This window comes from Brevibacillus sp. FW301-21C12A (assembly GCF_058788915.1).
Window position 1 is genome coordinate 1 of the sequence record NZ_JBYTBG010000012.1, and the last position, 24814, is coordinate 24814.

The 24814-nt window shown below is 58.4% G+C and carries 16 protein-coding genes; 1 reads left to right on the forward strand and 15 read right to left on the reverse strand.

What is annotated here, in order from left to right; all coding sequences use genetic code 11:
• Positions 1-99: 99 nt before the first annotated feature.
• A complete protein-coding gene (locus AC3WQH_RS09900; protein ID WP_005836378.1) occupies positions 100-510 on the forward strand; it encodes a hypothetical protein in 411 nt (136 codons plus the stop codon).
• Positions 511-851: 341 nt separating this feature from the next.
• On the opposite strand, the gene AC3WQH_RS09905 is transcribed toward AC3WQH_RS09900, so the two are convergent.
• From AC3WQH_RS09905 to AC3WQH_RS09975, 15 genes are all read right to left on the reverse strand, one after another.
• Positions 852-1523: a TetR/AcrR family transcriptional regulator gene (locus tag AC3WQH_RS09905; protein WP_005836380.1), complete on the reverse strand. Its 672-nt coding sequence runs from the start codon at positions 1521-1523 to the stop codon at positions 852-854.
• 17 nt (positions 1524-1540) lie between these two features.
• Positions 1541-2680 carry an ABC transporter permease gene (locus tag AC3WQH_RS09910; RefSeq protein ID WP_005836381.1) on the reverse strand — a complete coding sequence of 380 codons (1140 nt, stop codon included), beginning with the start codon at positions 2678-2680 and terminating at the stop codon, positions 1541-1543.
• Entirely contained in the window at positions 2677-3438 is a 762-nt protein-coding gene (locus AC3WQH_RS09915) for an ABC transporter ATP-binding protein (RefSeq protein ID WP_025848357.1), read from the reverse strand. The genes AC3WQH_RS09910 and AC3WQH_RS09915 overlap by 4 nt, the downstream gene beginning before the upstream one ends.
• Positions 3435-4625 carry an HlyD family secretion protein gene (locus tag AC3WQH_RS09920; protein ID WP_327944549.1) on the reverse strand — a complete coding sequence of 397 codons (1191 nt, stop codon included), beginning with the start codon at positions 4623-4625 and terminating at the stop codon, positions 3435-3437. The genes AC3WQH_RS09915 and AC3WQH_RS09920 overlap by 4 nt, the downstream gene beginning before the upstream one ends.
• Before the next feature lie 395 nt (positions 4626-5020).
• Complete coding sequence (locus tag AC3WQH_RS09925) at positions 5021-5350, reverse strand: PrpF domain-containing protein (protein ID WP_492332027.1); 330 nt, start codon at positions 5348-5350, stop codon at positions 5021-5023.
• A gap of 21 nt (positions 5351-5371) precedes the next feature.
• Positions 5372-6013 (reverse strand): spore protease YyaC, encoded by a 642-nt coding sequence (gene yyaC / locus AC3WQH_RS09930; protein ID WP_492332008.1) that lies wholly within the window; start codon positions 6011-6013, stop codon positions 5372-5374.
• 110 nt (positions 6014-6123) lie between these two features.
• Positions 6124-8322 (reverse strand): DNA topoisomerase III, encoded by a 2199-nt coding sequence (locus AC3WQH_RS09935; RefSeq protein WP_290426230.1) that lies wholly within the window; start codon positions 8320-8322, stop codon positions 6124-6126.
• Positions 8323-8517: 195 nt separating this feature from the next.
• A complete protein-coding gene (pyrH, locus tag AC3WQH_RS09940; protein ID WP_310669982.1) occupies positions 8518-9252 on the reverse strand; it encodes a UMP kinase in 735 nt (244 codons plus the stop codon).
• 201 nt (positions 9253-9453) lie between these two features.
• Positions 9454-9972, reverse strand: coding sequence for a ribonuclease FAU-1 family protein (locus AC3WQH_RS09945; RefSeq protein WP_007783978.1), 519 nt, complete (start codon positions 9970-9972; stop codon positions 9454-9456).
• Positions 9973-10080: 108 nt separating this feature from the next.
• Positions 10081-11490, reverse strand: coding sequence for a branched-chain amino acid transporter BcaP (gene bcaP, locus AC3WQH_RS09950; protein ID WP_026558002.1), 1410 nt, complete (start codon positions 11488-11490; stop codon positions 10081-10083).
• 331 nt (positions 11491-11821) lie between these two features.
• Positions 11822-12283: a DinB family protein gene (locus AC3WQH_RS09955; RefSeq protein ID WP_492332009.1), complete on the reverse strand. Its 462-nt coding sequence runs from the start codon at positions 12281-12283 to the stop codon at positions 11822-11824.
• Positions 12284-12527: 244 nt separating this feature from the next.
• Positions 12528-16358 carry a helicase-exonuclease AddAB subunit AddA gene (addA, locus tag AC3WQH_RS09960; protein ID WP_492332010.1) on the reverse strand — a complete coding sequence of 1277 codons (3831 nt, stop codon included), beginning with the start codon at positions 16356-16358 and terminating at the stop codon, positions 12528-12530.
• Entirely contained in the window at positions 16327-19824 is a 3498-nt protein-coding gene (gene addB, locus AC3WQH_RS09965; protein WP_429779516.1) for a helicase-exonuclease AddAB subunit AddB, read from the reverse strand. Before addB ends, addA begins: the two co-directional genes overlap by 32 nt.
• 15 nt (positions 19825-19839) lie before the next feature.
• Positions 19840-23490, reverse strand: a complete 3651-nt coding sequence (locus tag AC3WQH_RS09970; RefSeq protein WP_492332011.1) for an AAA family ATPase — start codon at positions 23488-23490, stop codon at positions 19840-19842.
• Positions 23487-24728: an exonuclease SbcCD subunit D gene (locus AC3WQH_RS09975; protein WP_197186751.1), complete on the reverse strand. Its 1242-nt coding sequence runs from the start codon at positions 24726-24728 to the stop codon at positions 23487-23489. Before AC3WQH_RS09975 ends, AC3WQH_RS09970 begins: the two co-directional genes overlap by 4 nt.
• Positions 24729-24814 lie beyond the last annotated feature (86 nt).

A 24814-nucleotide genomic window follows, 5' to 3' on the forward strand; every position in this document is an offset into this window, starting at 1 on the left:
TCTTTGAATCATGCTCGTTGCTCCATTCGTTTTTCCTAAATCATACCACATTTTCTTTAGTTTTCAGACACGTCCTAAAATAGAAATGAGGAGATATTGATGAAGTTACAGGCTCTTTGTCTAATATTACTCTGTTTAATTGGATGTGAAACGAAAGATAACATCCATTCTTTGTCCTCTTCCTCCATCGTGGACCGTGATAAACTTGTAGATCAGTACCATCTCATTCACGATTTTAATTCTGGTGAGGAGTTCGACTCACAGAAACTAAGCGAAATACAAAATGATTCAAATCGGCAAGATTATAAAAAAGTGCTCGATGATTTCCTCACCCACCATTTAGAGAAAGAGATGGAGTCATTTCAAACGATTCATAAAAGCGAGCATGAACGCCACATTCTTGTTATAACAAAAGATCAGTGGTTATTCAGAGTGAGTTTAAAACAATGGCCAGATTATAAGAATATTTGGACAGTAGATATGTATGGTGGGTTCCCGTTGTCCCAGTAAAACGGTTCCTTTTGCTTGTTAGTTTACCTCCACTAATTCAGCCGGACCTGTACATAATTAATATCAAAATTGGTAATCCAACAATTTCCAAAGTAACGGCATTCACCACAAGTCCCGTATCAGCTGCGGAGGTTCCTCCACTTGGACGGCGACCGAGATCACAACAGCTTTCCGCTTTAGTGCCAACAAGCTTCCCCGGGCAGGGAAGCTTGTTGGCCTATTCACACACGGTTTTCTCTCCTCCACCAGCAAACAGCAGCAAGTTGGTTGGCGTTATACCATTCCTTCGCGGATTTTCACCAGGCCCTTCCGAAAGAAAATGCTCGCTTCTCTATAAACATTTATTTCCCAATCCCGTTCAGCAAAATATCGACGGTCATAGCAATTTGCTCTTCATCGCTGTAGGCTGCATAATCGTCCTCGTCCAGCACCTGGCGAAACAGCACCAGGCCGATCATCGCAGACAGCACGACGCGAAAGACCGCCTGGCTCGGCAGCGGACGCAGCTCGCCCTCAGCCACTTTTGCTTCGATCAGCTTTTGCGCCATCAGTTTGGCATCCTTAAAGACAGTCGCGATCAGCGCTTCCCGAATCTCGTCGTGGAAAAACGCCTCCTGGAGCAAGATGCGAATGTGCTTTTCGTTGGCGACGACCAGGTTCAGGCGATTCCGGTACAGCTCCGTGACGATTTCGCCAAACGGCTTTTGCGCCTGCTCCTTGAAGATCTCGCGCACGTCCTTCAGGATGAACGGCGCCGCGAATTTCACCAGCACGGGTGCCACGACGGCGAGCAAAATGTCTTTTTTCGATTTGTAATGGCGGAAAATCGTCCCTTCAGCCACTCCCGCCTCTTTGGCGATTTCCGAGGTAGAGCTGGCATGGAAGCCTTTTTCCGCGAACAGCTTGACGGAGGCCCGCAAAATATTGCGCTGCTTTTCCGTCATCTCGCTCTCGTCTTTCAGCTCTTCCACATATTGCAACAGGCCCTCTTCAAACGACGGCGGCTTGTTCATACGACGTTTACGCTCCTCTATTCGATCTTTTTGCGGAATCTGCCGATGGCAACGGCCAAAATGACCAGGCTGAATGCGCCCATCCCGACGATCTCTTTCCAGAGTGCCTCGGCGCCTACGCCTTTCAAAAAGATTCCCCGCAAAATTTCCAGAAAATAGGTCAACGGGACAAGCCCGCCTAACCATTGTATCACGACCGGCATCGAATCGCGCGGGAACATGAACCCGGACAAAAGCACGCTGGGCAGGATGAGCGCGAAGGCCATCTGCATCGCCTGAAGCTGCGTCTTCGCTACGGTCGAGATCAAAATTCCCAGCAGCAGCGTGGTCACGAGAAACAGGACGGACAAGGCGACCAACAGGCCGATGCTGCCTTTGACCGGAACCCCGAACCAGGCAGTCCCAACGAAGAGCACGAGGCAAAACGAAAACAGCCCGACGCCGACATACGGCGTAATTTTGCCAAGCATCAGCTCCAGCGGGCGAATCGGCGTCACGACGAGTTGCTCCATCGTGCCCCGTTCTTTTTCACGGACGAGCGAAAAGGCGGTCAAAATCATCGTGACGTTTTGCATAATCAGCCCGATCAGGCCAGGGATATTGAAGACGATGCTCTCCATATTCGGATTGAACAGCACGCGCGTCTCCAGCGCAAGCGGCAGCGTCAGCTCGCCCATTCCCTGCTTTTCCAGCTTCTTTTCCTGCAAGCTGATCGCCTGGTGCTGCACGATCAGTTGGGCGTTGGACACAGCCGTGCGCGCGATGTTCGGATCGGAGCCGTTGACGAGAAGCTGAATATGCGCTGGCTCGCCGCGGTCTTTTTGGCGCGTGTAGTCCGGCCCGATCACCAGCCCGACATCTGCCGTTCCCTCGTCCAGCATCGCCTCCAGCTCCCGGTAGCCGCCGACACTCGCCGTCGCCTGAAAAATTTTCGTGTGCACGAACTGATCGACCAGCTCCCGGCTTGCGGCTGACGGACTCTGGTTCCAGACCGCCATGCGGATGTCGTTCACATCCGTGTTGACTGCGTACCCGAACAAAAACAAAAGCATCAGCGGCATGACCAGCGCAATCGCCAGGCTGGGCCGATCGCGTTTGATCTGGATCACTTCCTTTTTGACGATGGACCAGTAGCGCCCCCAGACAAACCGTCTCATCGCGCTCCCCCCTCCGCTACCTGCCGCGCTTCTTCGCGCCGCACCAGCTCGATGAACACGTCCTCCAGATTGTCCGCGCCCATCTGCTCGATCAATTCCTGCGGGGTTCCTTCCGCAAGCAGGTTGCCGAAAAAAATGAACCCGATCCAGTCGCACGTCTGGGCCTCATCCATGTAGTGCGTCGTCACCAGCACGGTAATTCCTTGCTCAGCCAGCTCGTGAATTACTTCCCAGAAAATGCGCCGCGACACCGGGTCGACTCCGGCCGTCGGTTCGTCGAGAATCAGCAGCTCCGGCTTGTGCAAAAGAGCGCAGGACAAGGCGAGACGCTGCTTCCAGCCGCCGGACAGCGAGCCTGCGAGCTGCTTCTCCCGGCCTGTCAGCCCTGCCATTTCGATCAGCTCCGCCTTTCTTTTCCGCCGCTCTGCTGCGCCAAGCTGGTAGACGCCCGCGTAAAAATCGAGGTTTTCTTCCACTGTCAAATCTTCATACAGGCTGAACTTTTGCGACATGTAGCCGATGCGTTGCTTGATCTCTTCGCTCTGTGTCATGACGTCATAGCCGAGCACCGTTCCGCTGCCCGTCGTCGGCGTCATCAGCCCGCACAGCATGCGAATCGTCGTCGATTTTCCCGAGCCGTTCGGGCCGAGGAAGCCGTAAATCGAGCCTTTTGGCACCGTCAAGGTCAGGCTGTTGACGGCGACCCGCTCTCCGAAGCGCTTGGTCAGTTGCTGGCACGTAATGGCGGCGGCGCTCATCGGCCTCCCTCCCCGTCTGGCAGCAGCACATCGGCAGGCATGCCCGGCTTGAGTTTGTCCTGGCCTTTAGCGACGTCAATCGTGACGGCAAACACAAGCTTGGTCCGCTCGTCTTGCGTCTGCACATTGCGCGGCGTAAACTCCGCTTTGTCCGCGATGCGGCTGATCGTGCCTGTAAACGTCTCATCCGGGTACGCATCGACCTTGATGCCGACCTCCTGCCTTTTTTGCACCCGATTCAACTGCGCTTCCGGGATGTACACCACGAGCTTGAGCTGGTCTGCCTTCATCATCGTAAACAACGTAGCCCCCGGTTTGGCGACCTCTCCCTGCTCGATGGAGGAGCGCAGCAAAACGCCGTCTTCTGCGGCGACAATCCGCGTCTTTTCAAGCTGCAGCATCGCCTGGTCGAGCCTCGCCTGCGCCTGCTCCTCCGCTGCCAGCAGTGCCCGGATGGCGTAGTCCGTACTGCCTGCCCGCACCAGATCAAGCTCGGCTTGCGCTCCTTGCTGCTGGGCTTTTGCTGTGCCGACCTGGGCAGCCGCCGCAGCCGCGTCCTCCTGGGCAAAACGGTACGCCGCCTTGGCCTGCGCCACCTGTGCCGTCCACTGGTTCAACTGGGTAGTCGCCTGGCTGACCGCCTCTTTTTGCGTATCCAAATCTTTTTGCGAGATCGCCCCTTTTTCATACAAGGCCGTCGCCTCTTGCAGCCGCTTTTGCTGGTAGCGCAGCGTCTCCTCCGCTCCCGCGCGCTGCGATTCGGCCTGCGCCAGTTGCTCCTGCGCCCGGGCAATTCCAGCCTCTGCCTGGCTTTTTCTCGCCTGCGCCAAACGGATGCTGGCATTCGCCTGCTGAACGGCGGCCACTCCCTTCTGAATCGTCTGGTCGCGCGAGCCTGCCTTCGCTTCCTCCAGCCTGGCCCTCGCCTGCTCCCATGCGGCCTTGGCCTCCGCCACGCTGATCTGGTAGCTGCGCGGGTCGATTTCCGCCAGCACCTCGCCTTTTTTCACCTCGCTACCTTCCTCGGCGATCACCTTCGTCACCAGCCCGCCTACCTCGGCCACGATCGGCCATTCATCCGCCTCGATTGTCCCCGACAGTGGCTGCTGCTTTTCCCCGAGCAGGCCGCAGCCTGACAGAGCGAGAATCAGGCTGCCGATACTTACAGCGCGCAAGACACGTTTCATGCAGAACCTCTCCCATCTGTAATGAGTGAGTAATCACTTTATTTTTACGGCCAAAAAACGGGCAGTTTGCCCTCTTTGTGCAGATCATGATGCACGTCGCCGGATGAACTTCACGAAAAGCGAGTGATTACTCACTTCTTACTGTGAGTATATGCCCCCTGCGCCTAACTTGCAATTTTTATTTTGTGAACACGCGTCAACAGCCAAAAACGCTCCCGCCAGAACCAGGGATTCATCCCCAGTCCGACCGGAGCGTTTTTGGCTGGCGGAGGTTTTTTGGTAGTGGAGCGTTCTTTGTTGCTGCAGTGCCGGGACCTGGGATGCCACTCGACGAGCGCATCCGTCAGCGGCTTTCGCTGGCTTTCGGCGGCGTTCCGCGGGCTGCTCTCCCCCCATTACGCCAACTGGGACTGGGAAGCAAGCGCGTAATGGCTTTTCGTGTACACATTCCCTTCCAAAATCATCCGCGCCGTGCGCACGACTTTGATCGCGCTGATATGGCCCGCGACAAATTCGGCCTTCGTTTCGATGATGCCTCCGGGATGCGCGAGCCGCAGCACCTCCCGCTTGATGTCGATCAGCTCGGAGAGGACGGTGTCAGGCAGAAAAGCGGCCGCCGTGGTACAGATCGCTCCCGTGATCGCCAGCGCCTGGTGCGGCTTTTGCATCGACATCATGCGAATGGCGAGATCCATGTCCGCCGCTTTGCGACAAGTGCCAGTCAGATCGGTTTGAGACTCCCACGGCTAAAGCCGCAAGCCTTCCAGCTTGCGGTGTACGGGTGGGATTCTTGAATGACTAAGCGTTCGCAGTCCATTTCTGGGAATGTAAATTTTTTTGTGTAAATGGGTTTTTAACAGGCGGATGGTTACGTGGGCGGCTTTACATGGAGGGGCGGGCATGATAGGCTCGTTTGCCATGCGATAGTCCCCTACAGGCGGCAGCATTTTTTGCAAAGCCCGCCCCGGAAGCAGCGGACCTTCCTTCAAAATGACCGCGCCAACCTGCTCCTTCTCCCCCAGCCCGGCGTCAATGCCAATGATGAGCGGCTGCCGAAACTGCCGCTTGATCGCCTTCAAGGTCGGCTCCAGATTGAAGGCATGAACCGGCTCCTCCAGCGTTCCGTAAACGCGGTGGGTGACGCCCGCCTCCACCAGCATCGTGCCGACCAATGGCCCCAGCGCATCGCCAATCGAGCGGTCCGATCCGATGCACAAAAAGACAACCTCTTTTTGTTCCCGGATCGCTTGCTGGATGAGCGTGTTCAGAAACGCAGCCATCGCGGCGGTCTCCTGCCGGATGGTTCGTTCGTTGTCATGGACAGTCAACAGGACGCTTGCTGTTGCTTTTGCGTCTGTTTCTTCTTTACGGCTGCCGAAAAATCCCATGTCCATCCTCTTTTCTTTCACGAGCCTAGGCGCAGACTGGTTCGGAGCTGAAAAGCCCCCGGCCAAAACGGCTGGCCAGGGTTTTCGTCAGTTGCTGCGCACGTGCTTCCCTACTCGAATTTGAACTTGGAGAGCGCGTCCTTCAGCGCGAAGTTGATACCTTCGTCGCTCTCCTTCTCCTGCGATTTCAAATACTTGGCGACTTCCTTCTTGGACACTTTGCTGCCCTTTTCCTTCTCTCTGCGCTCCTTGAACGTCGAGAGCTTTTCCCTGTGCCCGCAAGCGCAAACGAACATTTGCCCTTCGCCCTCGCCGCGCATTTCCAGCCGCTTGTGGCATTTCGGGCAGCGGGCGTTCGTCTGCTTGGCAATGCTTTTGCGGTAGCCGCATTCGCGGTCCTGGCAGACGAGCATCTTGCCGCGCTTTCCGTTTACCTCCAGCAAAAGCTTGCTGCACTCCGGACATTTGCTTCTCGTCAGGTTATCGTGGCGGAACGTCTTGTCGCTGTTTTTGATCTCCTGTACGACTTCTCGCGCGTACGCTTTCATCTCTTCGATAAAGGCGCGCTTGTTCAGGCTTCCTTTGGCGATGGCGGCGAGCTTTTGCTCCCATTGGGCGGTCAACGTCGGTGATTGCATCTCGTCGGGAACAAGCTCCAGGAGCTGCTTGCCTTTTGCCGTGACGAAAATATGTTTGCCGCGCTTCTCCAAAAGGAAGCTGTTAAACAGCTTTTCCATGATGTCGGCGCGCGTCGCCACAGTACCGAGTCCGCCTGTCTCGCCGATCGTTTTGATTAGCTCCTTGCTTTCGTTTGCCATGTATTTCGCCGGATTTTCCATCGCGGACAACAGGCTGGCCTCTGTAAACGGCTCCGGCGGCTTCGTCTCGCCTTTCGTTTGCGCGATGCTCTGGATAGCGAGACGATCGCCTTTTTCGATCTTCGGCAGCCACTGCTCCGCCAGTCCGTCCTGTCCTTCCTCGTCTTCGACATCGTGGTCGTAGGCTTCCCGCCAGCCTTGGGCCAGCACGGTCTTGCCTCTGGCCAGGAACAGCTCGCCGCCGATTTTCGCCTGGATAGTCGTCTGTTCGTATTCAAAAGGAGGCAAGAGCACAGCAAGGAAGCGCTTCACGATCAGGTCGAAAATTTTGCGCTCCTTGTCGCTCAAATCTCCGAGAAACACCGCTTGCTCCGTCGGGATGATGGCGTGGTGGTCGGAAACTTTGCTGTCGTCCACAAACGACTTCGCCGCCTTGATCGGCGACCGCAAAATTCTCGCCGCGAGCGGCGCATACGGCTTCATCTGCACAGCCTTGATCCTGTCTGGCAACGTCTCGACGATATCGGACGAGAGGTAGCGGGAATCGGTCCGCGGATACGTCACTGCCTTGTGGTGCTCGTAGAGGCTTTGCATGATGGACAGCGTCTCTTTCGGCGAATAGCCAAACATCCGGTTCGCGTCCCGCTGCAACTCGGTGAGATCGTAAAGTTGCGGGGCGTACGTCTTTTTGTGCGTGCGGGTCACATCCACGACCTCTGCGCTTTTTTCCTGCTTCAAGGCAGCGAGAAGCTGGTCCGCCCGCTCTTTGGAAAACGTTTTGACGTCCTTCGTCTTCTGGTCCTGCCATTGCAGCGAAACCGACTGCTCTGCCACGGCGCGCAGGCCGAAAAACGGCTTGGGCGTAAAGCGGCGAATCTCTTCTTCTCTCGCCGCGACGATGGCCAGCGTCGGCGTCTGGACGCGCCCGCACGAGAGCTGGGCGTTGTGCTTGCACGTCAAGGCGCGAGTAGCATTGATTCCGACGAGCCAGTCCGCCTCGGCGCGGGCGGCCGCAGAAGCGTACAAGTTTTCGTACTGCTTGCCGTCCTTCAGGTTGCGGAAGCCGTCGCGAATCGCCTTGTCGGTGACAGACGAAATCCACAGTCGCTTGATCGGCTTTTGCACATGCGCCATCTCGATGATCCAGCGGGCGACCAGCTCGCCTTCGCGCCCGGCATCTGTCGCAATCACAATCTGGCTGACGTCGCTGCGCCGCATTTGCTGCTTCACGGTCTGAAACTGTTTATTGCTCTCGCGGATGACGACGAGCTTCAACGGAGACGGCATGATCGGCAAATCCTCGATTCGCCACGAGCTGAACTGCTGCCCGTAAGCTTCCGGATCGGCCAAGGTCACGAGATGCCCCAAGGCCCACGTCACAATGTATTTATCTCCTTCCAGAAAGCCGTTCCCTTTTTTCTGGCACTGCAATACTTTCGCGATATCGCGGCCGACGGATGGCTTTTCCGCCAGCACAAGCGTTTTGCTCATCAGTGACACCACCTTACATCTGCTTCACATTCCTGCTATGTGTTCTCATCCATTGTAGATGAGAACGCGGGTTACGCCAAATCTTTTGCAGCATTTGGCAATGGCGGCGGCTGTGACCCGCTGTCGCTTTCGGGCAAAAAGAAGAGCGGCTCTGCGCCGCGCCCCAGTAAGCGGTTGGGCCAAACTCATCCGCTTTTATTTGAAGACAGGTTCCAGCTCCCGGCTGATAAAAGTCCCTGTCTGCTCCCCACGGCAAATTTGCGCCATCGCTCCGGGCTGGTCGAAGTTGAACACATGCAGCGGCAAGCCGTGGTCCCGCGCCAAAATCATCGCGGACTGGTCCATGACGCGCAAGTCTTTTCTGACCACCTCGTCAAAGGAAACCTCCACGTACTGTCTCGCCGTCGCGTCCTTGCGCGGATCGGCCGTGTAGACGCCATCTACCCCGTGTTTCGCGACCAAAAGAGCGTCGGCCTCCACCTCCAGCGCCCGTTGCACAGCCGGATAGTCTGTCGTCACATACGGCTGCCCGTTTCCGCCCGCGAAAATGACGACGTAGCCCTTTTCCAGATGGTGCACGGCGCGCAGGCGAATGTACGGCTCCGCGACGGCATTGATCGGCACGGCTGTCATCACTCTGACTTCCCGGTTGACGCGCGCCTTCAGCACGCCTCGCAGCATCAGGCTGTTGATGACAGTCGCCAGCGTCCCGATGTTGTCTGCCTCAACCCGCTCGATCCCCCACTGGTCCGCCATGTTGCCGCGAAAAATGTTTCCCCCGCCAATGACAATCGCTACCTCGACGCCCATGTCGAGCAAGGAAAGAATCTCCCCCGCGATATGCTCCAGTTGTCCCGGGTCAAATCCAAACCCGTTCTCCTGCGCGACAGCCCCGCCGCTCAATTTGACCAACACCCGCTTATACTTCATGGCGCCTCCTCCTCGATCGTTGTCTTTTACGTTTTCGAAATCTTTGGTTCCCTCTACCAAAAAAAGAACGAGGGCAGCAGTTGCCTTCGTTCTTGAAAAAACAGGGGAAATCGGCTGGCATCCTCTTTTTTTGCATCCCGCTTCCCCTCCTGCATGTGGATTCATTCCAAACTCTTCCTCATTTTATGCAAAGCACCCACTTTATGCAAAGAAATTTGGAAAGTCAAAGGTATCCCGCTTGCCTGCCAAAATATCCCGCAGGAGCTGATCGGCCACCTCCGTCGCGAAGCTGTGCTCGTCGCTGTCGATGACTCCTTTTTGCAGCGCTTCGTCCAGTTCGTCCTGGTCGAGCAAATAAACCTCGCCCTGCGGCAGCACCACAATGTCGAGGTAGAGATCGTCATACCAGATATGGCCGTTCTCATCTTTGCCATGCGCCTTGCAAATATCAATGTACCACTGCACGGTGTTGCCAAGCTCGTCCATCATTTTCGTGACGGCATAAGGCTTCTGATCCGGAAAGTATTGCAGGTACACATACCCTCTGTCGCCTACGCACAACAGTTTTTCACCAACAGGCATGTAGGCGGGCTCGGTTACTTCGTCCAGGGTCAAACGGACAGCGTACCCGGAAAAAGACAAAGCCTCTACCCACTTTTCCTGATAGCCCATTCGCTTGACGCGTCTCCACCCAGGTCGGTCTGCTCGTTTTCGCTTCATGGCCTGTTCTCCTCGTCAGTTTGGTTCCTTTTACTCTACCATGAATTGGATGGTTTTGTCAGATGCAAACAAAGACATGTCCCCAGGAGAACATGCCTCGTTTTTTTGCTATTTGCCGTATTCGCCATCCCGCAAATGGCTGTGCCTGCGTCCGTACAGGAAGTAGACGACAGCGCCTGCAGCCAGCCAGCCGAGAAACCCGATCTTCGTGACAGCAGGCAAGCTGTAGACCAGGTATCCGCAGAAAAGCACGGCGAGAATCGGGACGAGTGGAACGAACGGCGTGCGAAACGCACGGCGCAATTCCGGATTCGTCCGGCGCAGTACGACGACGCCAATGGAGACGAGAATAAACGCAAACAGCGTCCCGATATTCGTCAGCTCAGCCAGCTTGTTCAACGGCAGCAATCCGCTGAAGATCGCAACCAAAATGCCGACGATGAGCGTACTTTTTCGCGGCACCTGCGTGGTCGGATGCACCTGCGAAAAAACGGCGGGCAACAGACCATCGCGGCTCATCGCGAAAAACAGCCGCGTCTGTCCGTACATCATCACGAGCAATACAGTGGTGATGCCCACGATGGCCCCGAGGGAAATGAATCCCGCTACCCAATCTTGTTTCACGTAGTTGAGCGCAAAGGCAACCGGATTTTTGACATTGAGCATGTCGTACGGAACGATCCCGGTCAGCGTCAAGGAGACGGCGATGTAGAGCAGCGTGCACACCAGCAGCGATGTGATGATGCCAATCGGCATGTCGCGCTGCGGATTGCGCACTTCTTCTGCGGCCGTGGAAACCGCGTCAAATCCGATAAAAGCAAAAAAGACTGTCGCAGCGCCCGTCGCGACCCCGGCAAAGCCAAACGGCATGAAGGGACTCCAGTTTTCCAGCTTCACATAACCGATCCCGACGATGAGAAACAAAAGGATCACCGCGACCTTGATAATGACCATCAGCGTGTTAAAGCGGGCCGACTCCCTTGTCCCTTTCATGAGCAGAAGCGTAATAACAAAAATGATGACAACAGCAGGCAAGTCAATGATCGTTCCTTTAGAAGCGTCGAACGCATTCGTCAAAGCGACAGGCAGATGAATGCCGAAGCCTGCAAGCAAGCCTTGCGCATAGCCCGACCAGCCGCTCGCCACCGCTGCGGAAGCCACCCCGTACTCCAGGATCAGGTCCCAGCCGATCATCCACGCCACCAGTTCGCCAAACGCGGTGTAGCTGTATGTGTACGCACTTCCGGACACGGGGACGGTGGAAGCAAACTCTGCATAGCACAGCGCCGCAAATACGCAAGCGAGCCCCGACAGGACAAACGACAGCACCAGCGCAGGCCCCGCATGCTCGGCCGCAGCGACTCCAGTGAGAACGAAGATGCCCGTCCCGACAATCGCGCCGATGCCAAGCATGGTCAAATCAAAAGCGCCCAACGTTTTTTTGAGCTGCCTGCTCTCAACCTGTGCCATCAAGCTGGCAACCGATTTTTTTCTCAACAACTGTTCTTTTAACGACATATTGTGCGTACCTCCCGCCCGGACATTCCAACTCCAGCAGCTTCAATCGAAACAGTCGGAGTATGGGCAGGCAAGAGGAAAATTATGCATGGGGGATCAAGTTGGATGGTTGCAGTCGCGCGAAGGTGTGGACGGCGTGGCCTTTGTTGCGGACTGGCACTGGCAGGGGCATGTGTTGCTTTGGTGCACACCAGCGAAGACGCGAATCGCGTTGCCTTGTTACAAACTGACTCTGGCGTGGCGGTTCCTTTTTGCCGTGCCTGCATTCCGGTGCAAAATTACAACGAAGCAGTCCTGGGTGATGCGCCCTGTCCGCGCAAAACTCGCTGCCTTACACCAAGTTCCTGCCAATAAAATTAGCGGAGACTGGCGTATAGCCAAGCTCCCTGGCCCAGATCGACAGTTGCCCCATATGGTGAATCTCGTGCGCGATCACATGCCGCATGATCTCCCCTTTGGCGTACTCCTTGTCGCTCCATGCCACGCGCACAGGCTCCCGCTCCCAGTCGTCTGTCCAAGCCTCGATAAAATCGCGCAGCTCTTCCCGCCATTGAGCCGCCAGCGCCTTTACCTGCACAAGCGACTGGTGTTCCTCGTAAGGCACTTGCACATCCGGCTTCCCCTGTACGCCCCGCAGCCAACTGTACTCCACATCTGCAATATGAAACAGCGTGTACAAAATCGTCCCGGCGCCTCCCACTCTCGTTTTCAGCAGTTCTTCTTCCGGCAGCTTTGCACACCAGGCAAACCATTCATCCCGCACCATCCAGTTGTACGCCAACAGCTTTTTCACCCTGAATCCTCCCATAGACTGAAATGTCAATATTTTCTATACATTAACACGTACGTTCGCCATTATCCAGCCTGCTTGCCGCTTTTGTTATCTGTTGTCCTGAACTTCACCCGCTCTCCCACAACTTCATCCATTCCCCCGACTTTGCAGAGGGAGCGTTAGCGTGTTTTCGCACATGACAAAGAGCGCCGTTTTCGATTCGCTTCAAAAACGGCGCTCTTATGCTCGGCAGTCCTGTCTGCCTTTACGTAAACCGGATGGAGAAGCCGCCGGAAAGCAAATACAGATAGCTCTCCACTTCCTGAGACGGCTTGATGATCTGCCTGATCGCCCGAACGTACAAGCTGATCTGGCCGCTGTACCTGCGCTCCATCTCTTCGATTGCTTCGGCTGAGGCTTCCTTGGCCATCCAGTCAGTCTTGAAATCAATCAAGACCAGCCGATTGTCGTCTTCCTCCAGCAAACAGTCAATCACACCCTGGACGATAATCCGCTCCGAAGTTGCTTCGCCCAGCTCCGGCTCCACTTCATGCGCGGGCAGCACCAGCGTAAACGGCAGCTCGCGGTGAACCGCCTTGGCCCTTTTCATCCGCTGCCCCAGAGGGTCGGCAAAAAACGTGGCAATTTGTCCGGCATCCACCGCCTGCACCTGCTCCTCTGTCAAAAAGCGGCGCGCCGCAAGCTCTGCCACCTGCTCGCGTATGTCGGCCTCATCCAGCGGACGCTGCAAATCGAGATGCTGGAAGACCAGGTGCGTGATCGTGCCTTTCTCGGCTGCTGTCAGGCGGTGCGATTTTTGTTCCGCCAAAAACTTCGGCTTTTCCGTAATCGAAGGCAGTGTGAGCGCCTGCCCGCTTTTGCTGACCTTGGCATGCCGCTTCAGCTCGCTGACGCTCCATTTGGCCGCCACGCGCGAGGCAACCGGGTGCGGGTCGGTCCAGCCCAGTCTCGCTTCTACCAGCTTGCGCAGCGCTTCGTCGCCTGGCCGTTCTGCAATCTCCTCCCGCCTGGTCGCGCGCTCCCACAGTGCCATGTCATCGCTCATGGCCTCCTGCTGCGCCTTCAGCTCGTCCGCCTGATGAAAATGAAACGACCAGACGGAGTCATCGGGAACGGTTCTGACTCGCACTTCTTCGCCTGCGCCTTGCTTCGCAGGATACGCGCGCAGTTCGCCTGCTGCCGGATGTCGCAGCAAGGCGCGGCCTACCCAGTCAAAATAGCCTTTGGCCTGGATCAGATCCTCGTCGCTGAGCCGCTCGCCATCACCTTGTCTGCCCCAGTCCATGACGCTCTTCGCCAAGTCTTTGGCTGAACCGACGAGAATCAGCTTCTCGCGCGCACGGGTCAAGGCGACGTACAGCACGCGCATTTCCTCTGCCAGCATATCCCGGCGCAACTGCTGCCGAATGCCCAGCGCCGCGATGCTCGGGTAGCGCAACTGAATGGACGGCTCCACGGCCATCGGCCCGAAGCCCAGGTCCTTGTGCAGCAAAAACTGGCTTTTCAAATCCATCGTGTTGAACTGCTTGCCCATGCCCGCGACGAAAACGACGGGAAACTCCAAGCCTTTGCTCTTGTGGATCGTCATGATCCGCACGACATCCTCGTTTTCCCCGATCGTGCGCGCTTCGCCCATGTCATTGCCCGCCTCCTGCAGCCTGTCGACGAAGCGCAGGAAGCGGAACAGCCCGCGATAAGAGCCTGCCTCATACTGTCTTGCCCGGTCGTACAAGGCACGCAGGTTGGCCTGCCGCTGCTGTCCGTTTTCCAGGGCAGCGACGTAGTCGAGATAGCCCGTCTCGCGGTACAGCACGGAAAGCAGCTCAGACAGCGCTCCCCTGCGCGCATGCGTCCGCCACCCTTCCAGCTTCGCGAAAAACTGGCGCAGCCGTTTTTCCCACGACTCCTGCGGCGGGCGCTCCTTCACGTACTGGATGACAGCGAGATGAAAAGGGCCCATCGGATACTGGATGCGAATTTGGGCAAGCTGTTCCTCGCGCAAGCCGACGATAGGCGAGCGCAGCACCGCAGCGAGCGGAATGTCCTGCAACGGATTGTCGATCACCCGCAACAGCGAGAGCATCGTCTCTACTTCTGTCGCCGCAAAATAGCCTGCCGTCTGCTCGGCGTACACGGGGATTCCCGCCGCATGCAGTTCCTCCTGCATCGTCTGCCCCCAGCCGGACGTAGCCCGCAGCAAAATGACGATATCCCGGTAAGCGAGCGGGCGCATTCCCCCTGCCTTTTTATCGAACACGAGCAGCGGCGACTCGCCCTCGCCCGGCTCCATCCAGCGGCGAATCCGGCTGGCAATCAGGCGCGCTTCCAGTTGCGCGACGCTCGCTTCCTCGCCCGATTCGCCCGTCGCCTCGGGGATTCCCGCCAGCTCTGCCTCTTCCGTTGCCTCTGCAGACGCCTCCTGCCCCGCTTCTTGCTCAACGTTGCGGTTAATCAGGTGCACCTCTGCCTGCAGCCTGCCCGGCTCTGCCTCGGGATAAGAGGCGCGGTTAATCAGCTCGGCCGACGGATCGTAGTCGATCTCGCCCACGCCCGGCGACATGATTTGCCTGAACAAAAAGTTGACCGCATCCACAACCTCGCGTCTGCTGCGGAAGTTGGCGGCAAGGTCGATCCGCCGTCCCGGAGCGTCATCGTCCGCATCCTGCTCGCCTGCCGCGCCTTTTTGATAGGTCAAGTACTTTTCCAGAAACAGCTTCGGCTCCGCCAGACGGAAACGGTAAATACTCTGCTTCACGTCACCGACCATAAAGCGGTTGGCGCAAGCACCGTTCGTTCCGTCGCGGGAAACCATGCGCAAAATCGTCTCCTGCACCAGATTGATATCCTGATACTCGTCGACCAGCACTTCTGCGAACTGTTCGCGAAGCTGCTCCGATATCGGCGAAGGAACCGCCTCGCCCGCTTCGTCCGCTGCCGTCAAAATGCGCAAGGCCAGATGCTCCAGATCGCCAAAGTCGACGATTCCGCGCGCCCGCTTTTCCAACTGAAACGCGTCGGAAAACTCGGTAACGAGCCGGGCCAGCGTCTTCATGTGCGGGGCCAGTCGCTGCAAATCAGCGGCATATTGCTCGGCCGTCATCGAAAAATACTGCTCGATCTGCTCCGCCAGCTCCTTTTTCACGCCGTTTCTGAGCGCCTGAACCTGCTCCTTGATCTCGGGATCGGTTCCTTTGACTGGCGGCAGCTTGGCAAAAGCAACGCCACGGATAGCCTGGCTCGCTGCCTCCCAACCTTCCTTGCAAGCCGCAGCGGCCTGCCTCAAAGCCGCTGCTTCCGCTTCCAACATCGGCAAATAAGCCGCCGGACCTTCCGGGGAGGCTGCCAGCTCTGCCGCCCTCTGCAGCTTGCCAGCCATGCCGACGAGCAAAAGCTCCACAGACCGCAGCACGCTTTTCGCCCAGACGAGCCCGTCCAGACCGGCCCCAGCGCGAATGTCAAACATGTCGGCTGCTTCCGCAAGCCAGCGCTCAGGCGACGGATGACTGCGGGAAAACTCGTACAGCCGCAACAGCAAAGTCGCCAGCGCCTGATCGTCCTGTCCGTCCAGCATGATGTCGGCCAACGCCTGGAAGTCCGGGTCGCTTTCGTACCAGCCCTCCAGTTGCTCCTCCAGTACGTCCTGCCGCAGCAGCTCGCCCTCCATCTGGTCGGCAATGCGAAACTCCGGGTCGAGGTCGATCAGGTAGTAATACTGGCGCAAAAGGCCCAGACAAAACGAGTGCAGCGTCGTAATGGTCGCTCGCTGGAGCAGGGCGAGTTGCCGCCGCAAATGGGCAGAATACGGGTTTTCTTTCAGCGCTTTGCTCAGCGCATCGCCAATTCTGTGCCGCATCTCTGCCGCCGCCGCATTCGTAAAGGTCACGACCAGAAGCTGGTCGACGCCGACAGGCTCGCTCTCGTCCATGATGCGCCGGATGATCCGCTCGACGAGCACCGACGTTTTCCCGGAGCCTGCCGCAGCCGCTACCAGCAAGTTGCCCCCGCGCTGAATAATCGCTTGCCATTGTTCATCCGTCCATTGTTCAGGCTTGGCCTGCACTTGTTGCTCCGCCATCGGTAGCACCTCCCTCTCCTGCCAGTTGCTGCTCGGCCAGCATGCTCCAGATTTGTTTGTTGTTCCATTTGGAAAGCTGTCTGTGCTCGTTGCCGCCTGTCTCCCCGTCGAACTGGCACACAGGCTTGTACGAACAGTAATCGCAGGCAGTCATCGTCCCGTTGGAATACGGCTTGATCTGGATTTCCCCTTCGGTCATGCGCGTGCTGATTTGCTTCACCGTGTCGCGCACATACGTCGTCAGCGTCTGGAACTGCTCGGCTGTAGCGACAGAGGAACGCGAAGAAAGCGTCCCGTCCTTTTTCAGTTCAAACGGAACCAGCTCGGACGGCCCCTGCTCTACATACCCGTCCATCATTTTCGCCAACTCGGGATCGGCGAGCATCAAGCCTTTCATCCGCAGGCGCTTCGCCCGCTCCTTGGCTGCCTCGTCGGACGTCAGCAGCCGCTTCGCCGTCACAAACGGATCGGCCACCTGATAGTAAAAGACGCCGCCCATCTCGGCTTTTTTGCCCAGCCATTCCTCCGCGTTTGCCACGACGACGTCCAGGTAGACGAGCAGTTGCAAATTCAAGCCGTTCCACACGTCTGACAGCGACAGTTGCTTGGGGCTTGACTTGTAGTCGATCACGCGCAAATACGGAACCTCGCTGTCCAGCGACTGGTCCACCCGGTCGATGCGGCCGATCAGTTGCAGCTCCACGCCGTTGTCGAGGGTGAGCACGAGGCCCGGCAAGTCGGAGTTTGGTCCGAAAGAAACTTCCAATCCAACCGGAGCGAAGCGGCTGCGCTTGGCGTGCTCGCCCAGCACGTAGATCGCCCGGCCAACCGCCCGCATCAGCTTGCCCGCCAAAAAGCGATAGCGCGCTGTTCGCGTGAGAATGCTGCTTCTGGTCTGCGGCACCAGCTCGGACACTACCTCGCTCGCCAGTTGCATGCTGTGGTCTTCCGTCAGCTTGCTCCACTCCAGATGTTCCTCGTTCATTTTTTCGACCGCGCGCTTGAGCGAGGCGTGGAACAGCTCGCCCACATCGAAGCGCTCCAGCTTGTACATCGTTCTCTCCGACAGCCTCAGCCCGTGCGAGGAAAAATGCGAGAACGGGCACGCCTGAAAGCGCTCCAGGCGCGACACGCTCATTTTCAGTTGCTTGCCGTACAAGGTCGTGCTCGTCTGCCTGTCCAGCCCGTCCGGGAGATTCCGGTAGCGCAAGCCGGACAGCAGCCATTTTTCCCGCAATGCTTCTGGGGAGGAACGGACGAACCAGTCGTACACCTCCCACCAGAACACCGGCAGCTCGCCTGTCTTTTTCATCGCGCGCAACAAGGTCAGCAAGTGGCGGAACACCCTTCTCGGCTGTCCGAGCAAAAAGGCATCTGTGTCCGCCTCGCCCGTCGGCTCGTTGTAAAACATCTGGTGCGAGATGTCTGGCAGCACCTCCTTGATGCGCGAAAACACCGAGGAAGGAAGCAGCGCCTTGCCTTCCTCATCGGCCAGGGCACAGCTCAGCATCAGCCGCTCGGACGGCCGCGTCAGCGCCTGGTACAAAAGGTACGGCTCCGCCATCAGCTTCTGCTTGGCGCTTGGCGCGAGCACCTGGCCCATCTCCGCCAGCCGCTCGCGCTCCGCCTCGTCCAAAATGCCTTCTTCCTTCGGGCGCAGAGGAATGATGCCCTCGTTCACCCCGAGAATAAACAAAGCTTTGACATCAGGCTGACGGGAGCGCTCCATCGCCCCGACCAGCACCTGATCCAAGGCCGGAGGGACAAGCCCAAGCTCAATCGTTTCCAGACCGCTGTCGAGCACGCGGGCAAACGTAGCCAGCTCCATGCTCTCGTCGCCCATGACCTCCACGACCTGGTCCATCAGCTCGACCAGACCCGTCCACACCTGGCCGTGCACCTGTGCCGCATCGAGGTCGCCCTCCTGCTCTGCCTTGCGTTGCCAATATTCCAGCTTGCCCGGCACGTCCAGGGCGATCAGCAGATTGTACAGCGCCACCGTCATTTCCCGCACGTTTTTGCCTGCCGCCTGCTTCATCTCTTTTTCAAAAGCGAGCAAGGGAGCCGCGTATTTGCGCCTCAGCTCGTCTGCTTCCGCATCCTCGGCGGCACCGGACGGCCCGCGAAAACGCCAGGCCGATTCCTCCGCCCACTGGTAGCCGAAGACGCCGTGAGCCAGCACGTAGTTTTCCAAGCGGTCGATCTCCTGGCGGGACGTGCGCTCATGGGCGAGGTCTGGCGTAAGCAGGTCTGTCTTCAAACAGCGAAATACTGCGTCATACCGCCATCTGGTGACGATGACCTCCAACGCCGAGCGCACCAGCTCCACCAACGGATGGTTCATCACGGTCCGCTTCTGGTCCAGGAAGTGCGGAATGCCGTAATCGGTAAAAACGGCGGAAATCTCATCGGCATAGGTGCCAATTTCCCGCAGCAAAATTGCCATGTCCCGCCAGCGGTAGCCTTCCTCTCGGGCAAGGGCGAGAATTTTCAGCGCGACGGCCTCTACCTCAGCCCGCCTGTTCACGGCAGAGAGCAAGGCAACCTCATCATTGCGACGAGGCTCGCCGACTGCGGGCGGCGCCCCCCATTGAAAATAAACCTGTTCGAGCTGACGCAGCCACGGGCTGTCGGCAAAACGGCGCGTCTCGGTCAACAGCAGCGGCTTGGCAACGGAAACGCCCGATTCCCGCGCCATCAGCGACAGCGCCTGGTACGTGCGCAAAGTCGGGTGGAACAACCCAAGCTCGTCGACAGACGCGTCGCGCTCGTCCGGGTCCAGGGTGAGCGCAATCGTCACCTGTTTGGCGTGCAGCATCAACTGTTCGATCAGTCGCAGCTCCTGGTTGGTGAAGCCCGTAAAGCCGTCGATGAAAATTTCCGCCTGTCTGATGTAGGCCGAGTCGCGCACCATGACAGCGACCCGGTTCAAAATATCGTCAGCATCGCAGTACCCTTCTGCCATGTACCCTTCGTAGGCGTTCATAATCAGGCGCAGGTCGCTGATTTTTTGATTGAGATTGGCTCCGCCCCAGTCCACGTTTTCCGAATCGGCAAAAGAGACGCCGTACGACTTGCACTCGCTTATCAAACGTCCAAGCTGAGAGGCGAAGCCCGGCTGCATGGCCGAACGGCCAAACACTTGCAGCTCTTCCTTGTGCCGCTCCAGAAGCATGCGCAGTACCATGTGCTTCCCGAGATCGTCGACCACCACCGTCGTCAAATCGCCCAGCTCCTGCAGCAACCGATGAGCCAGCCGGCCGAAGCTGAGCACTTGGGTCCCTATCACGCCGCCCAGCCCGGGCAGGTTGGCGAGGGCGTATTCCTCCTGAAAGCTGGCCTGCTCCGGCACGAGCAAAATCATCGGGGAGCCGAGCGGCGTATCGCGCAGCCGCTTTTGAATCTGCTGATGAATCTCCTCCGTTTTTCCCGTGCCTGCCCGTCCCAGTATGAATTGGACTGCCATGTTTTTTCCCCTTCCCTACTCCATCTCCAGTTGCAGCGTGCTGCCTTTGCCCATCGGCTCTGCCGGCGTCACGACCAGGCGGCGCGGCATGCGCACGCGTATTTCCGGGACGTGACTGATGACGCCGATCGTAAAATCGTCCATCCGCAGCCGCTCCAGCGCGTCCATGACGACCTCCAGAAGCTCCGGATCGAGCGTTCCAAAGCCTTCGTCCAAAAAGAAAAACTCCAGTCGGCCGCCGCGCATCTGTATCTCCATCGACAGGGCGAGCGCAAGCGCAAGCGAGGTCAAAAACGTTTCGCCGCCGGACAAGGTGCTGACCGGACGGCGCATCCCGCCCGCGCCTTCATCGCGCAGTACGAATTCGCCCTCGTCGCCGATTTCCAGACCGTAGCGATTTGCGGTCATCCGCTTCAGGTGATAGGATGCATCCCGTGCGATGGACACGAGCTTTTCTTCTGCAATAAACTGGACGAACGCCTTCGCTTCGAACAGCTTTTTCAATTCTTCCAGGCGGCTCTGCTCGTCTTGCAACTCGACGATTTGCTGATGCAGCTCCTGCCACCTGCTATGGTTTTTCTCCATGCGCTCGACGTGCTCTTTGGCGACGGCGACTTGCTTCTGCGCCTCCGCAAAAGACTGCTCCCACGTCTCCCACGCTTCTTTGGCGCTCACAAGCTCCTCGTGCGAGATCGTACGGCCTGCAATGGCTTGCAGCAGCCTGTCTTCCTCGTAGCGAAGCTGTCCCAAAACGCGCGCATACGCCTCGACCTGCTCCTTCGCCTGAGGCAGCTTGCCGCGCTCTGCGTACTTTTCACGCACTTGCTCCAAGGCGGCAAAGCCCGTCTCCTGCAGCCCCTGATACAAAGCCTCATGCGCCTCTGTGCGCTGTCTGGTCAAAACGGCCAGCGTCTCCGAATGCTTGACCAAATCGTTTTGGGCTGCCTGTCTCGCCTCTGCCGCTGCCTTGCGCTTCGCCTCGGCCTCTGTCAGCGACTGGCGCAGCGAGTCTAGCGTCTGTTCTATCTGAGCCAGCCCCTCCTGCGCAGGAATGCCGCCGGTCCGCTCCAGCCACTGGGCATGCTTTTGCTCCCACATCCGTTTTCGGTCGGCCAGCTTTTCCCCGAGAGCGGATTCACGCGATTTCCAATCGGCTTTTCGCGATTTGGCAGCCTCTACTTGTGTCATAAGCTGGCTGCGCAAAGCTTCCTGCTCGGCGCGCATGCGCTCTAGCTCTGCCAGCTTCCGGTCCAGGCGGCCGATTTCCTCGTAGCGCTGTTCAATTTCCTCGATCAACATCTCTTGGCGCACCGCATCCAGCTCTTCGCCAGACTGCTTCGCCGCTGCCACAGCAACGGCAACGCGGGCAATGCTCTCATCCAGTGCCTTTTGCGCATGTTCGAGCAGCAGGCCGCTTTTTTCCATCAACCGCTTCTTCTCGGCTTCTTCCTCGCGCAGCACTTCCAACTGCTTTTGCAGGCGCTCCCGTTCTTCCCTGGCCTGCTCCCGCTCGGCGTGCTTGGCCGCCAGCTCCTTTTCCTCGCGCTGGTAGACGGCAATCAGCTCTTCAAACGTCTCTACCAGCCAAGGCTGCCCATGTCCGTGACACTCCGCCTTGACGGCGGCCAGCCGCGCTTCCAGCTCTTTGTACTCGGCCTGCGCCGCGGCTGCTCTCTCTTCGGCAGCAGCCAGTGTCCCCCTGGCCGTCACCCACGCTTCTTTCGCCTGCGCTGTCTTTTGCTCGGCTGCCTTCACGGCTTCTTCGGACGCTTTGATCCGGGCGCGCAGGTCGTCACCCGCCGCTTTTGCTTCGCCGTCTGCCGGATGACCCTGGCCGTCCAGCGGATGATGCAGCGAGCCGCACACCGGGCATTCCTTGCCTTCTTCCAGCCGCTCGCGCAAGTAGCGGGCCATGTTTTCCTGCTGCCAGCGCTCCCACTCCTGGCGCAGCCCTTCGCGTTCGGCAAGCCGCGCAAGAGCCTCGGCTTCGCACGCCTGAACCGTCTCAGCCAGCTCCTGGTAACGCTTCGCCGCTTGCTGCCGCTCCTGCTCGATCTGCTGCCACTTTTCCTGCCAGCTCGCGATCGCCGTCAAGCCTTCGCGCCATTGGCGGCCTACCTGCTTCATTTCCGCCAGCACATTGCGCGACCGCTCCCATTCCTCGTCGCTCATGAGCGGTTTGTCCACCGCTTTTGCCAGCCGTTCTTTGAGCTCGGCCAGCCGGTTTGCGGACTGTTCCCAATCGCGTGTGTCCACACTGGCTCTATCCGTCGCCGCCTGCAGGCGAGACACGGCCGTTGCCTGCTCCGCTTCCAGCTCGCGCAGCTTCTTTTCTTCCCGCTCCCACTGCTGCTTCGCTTCCCGCGCCCGCGCGACGCGCTCTCGCCACTCCGGAGCCACCATCGCCTGCCTGCTTTCTTCCGCAAGCTTGTTCCACTCCTGCTCCCACTTTTGCAGAGCGGCTTCGTCCCGCTCAAGCTGCACCTCTGTCTGCGTCAGGCCAAGCGATACTTCCTGCCATTCGCGCTCCAGCACAGACTGCTCTTCGCGAATCGCTTTCAGCTCTGCTTCCCATTCCTGGGCCTGAACCAGCCTGCCTTTTTGCTGGATCAGTTGCGGCTCCTGCGCCGCCAGCTCCGCCTGCGCCCGCGCGTACTCGGCTTCTGCCGCTTCCAGGGCAAGCCGTGCTGTCTCCTGCTGTTCCCGGCTTTGCTCCAGCGCCTGCCCGGTCACGCTCCATTCCTGATCGAGCCGCTCGTACTGCTGCACCAGCGGCCACAGGCGAATGCTCGCCTCCCACTCGCGGATGTTTGCCGTGAGCAGAGCGATTTCCGCCTCCTTCGCTGCCTGCTGCTGCAACTGCTGCTGGACTTGGGCAAGCTCCCCTTGCCACTGGGCGAGCTGCTCCAGTTCCTTGAGCTTTCCGGCCAGCTCCTGCTTTTGCTCCGTGAACGACCGCTCCATTTGCGCTGCTTCCTCAAAAGTCTGTCGCGCCTGCTCCAGCGCTTCCGGCCCCGCTTCTCCCAACGCCGCCGTCTCGAGCTGCAGACGGTGCATCTGCTCCTTTGCCTGGTCGAGAGCGTGCCGCACGCGCTCGCTCAGCTTTTCCCCGTAGATGTGCAGCCGGAACATCCGCTGCAGCATCTCGTTGCGCTCGCTGCCTTTGAGCGTCAAAAAGCGGGAAAACTGCCCCTGCGGCAAAACAACCGCGCGGGTAAAATCTTGCAAAGTCAGGCCAATCAGTTCCTCGACCGCCGCAGTAGCTGCCGTCGCCTTCGATTCCAGCACGACATCCGGCTCTCCGCTCAACGCGCCGGACTGAATCAGTCGCACCTCGGGTTGGCGTTTGTTCCCTTTTTTATCCAGACCAAATTCCCGTTCAATCGTATATCGCTTGCGCTCATTACCTGTGCCCAGCTCAAACGTAAAGGAGACGAAGACGCGCCGCTCCAGTTGATTCAGCACTTCCTTGGGATGGTTCCCGCCGCCGAGCCGGACGACCTGTCCGTACAGCGCCAGCGTGATCGCATCCAGTATCGTCGATTTGCCGCTGCCCGTCGGTCCGAAAATGCCAAACAGTCCCGCCTGGCACAAAATTTCGAAGTCAACCTCTTGCATTTCCCGATAGCTGTGCATCCCTGCCAGCTTCAATCGAATCGGCCTCACGCTTCTTCCCCCTCTCCCCCGGTTTCCGCCAGCAGCCGCTGGAACAAGGCAACGAGCCGCTCATCCGGCGCCGCTCCCTTTTTGCGCTCATAAAAACGCCGAAACAACTGATCCGATGTCAGCTCCGTCAATTCCACCCGCTGCGCCTCTTCCTCGTCGCGCTCTTCGCGAATGACGACGCGCTGGATTTTCAAAAAGTCGTCCGAGAGCTTCCGTACACGCTGAAACTCCGCCGGGTCGATCACGTCTGTCACGTGCAGTTCCAGGTCGATCCAGGAGCCTGCGTCCCGTCCTTCGGCAAGCCAGCGCTCGACCTGGGCGATTCCTTCTGTCGCCTTCCAGCGCGCCAACGGACGGCCGCTCGTCAAATAAATGATTTCCTCCCGCACGTCCTGCCCAGGCTCCACCTCGACCAACACCACCGCCTTGCTCTGCCCCGCCTCGGAAAAGCTGTACGAGAGCGGCGAGCCGCTGTAGCGCACGAGCGGCTTGTCGCTGAGCTTTTGCAGGCGATGCAGGTGGCCGAGCGCCACGTAGTCGGCGTTTTTCGGAAAAGCTTGCGGAGACACCGTCAAAGCGCCGCCAATTTGAATCGGCCGCTCCGAATCCGTCTCCATGCCCCCCATCACAAACAAGTGGCTCGTGACCAGATTCACAGTGTCCTCGCGAAAATGGACGGACAAATCGGCAAACAACCGAGCGATCCGCTCTGAAAAGGCGAGCTGCATCTGCTCCTGCGTAAAGCTCTCGCTGAGCAGCTCCTTCAGCCGCGACTCGGAAGGGTACGGCAACGCGAGCACCACCGCATGATGCTCACAGCCCGGCACCTTCAGCTCCAGCCAGGAAGGGCCTCCCTGGACGACCTGTACCCGGTCCGGGGACGGTGACTGTGCGATCAAAGGCGCTTCCTTCGGCAAGCCGAGCAAAACGATTCCGTGCTTCGCGGCAAGCGGCGATGCTGCCCGGACCCGCTCAGGCTGGTCGTGGTTGCCCGCGATCACGATAACCCCCCGGCGGCCTTCCGCGGACAAGCGCTCCAGCACCTCGTAAAAAAGCTCCTCCGCCCACGCTGGCGGGTTTACCGAATCGTACACATCTCCTGCCACCAGCACCAAATCCACTTCCCGCTCTTCCGCGATCCGGCAGAGCTCGTCCACAAAAGCCGTCTGCTCCGCCCGGCGGTCGCGGCCTTCGAGCTGCCGCCCGAAATGCCAGTCGGCCGTATGTAAAATGCGCATGACTCCCATCCTTTCTCCACGATCATGTGTTTGCTTTTTATTGTAACAAAAGACAGAGCGGTGCGTGGTTGAAATTTACGGTACTT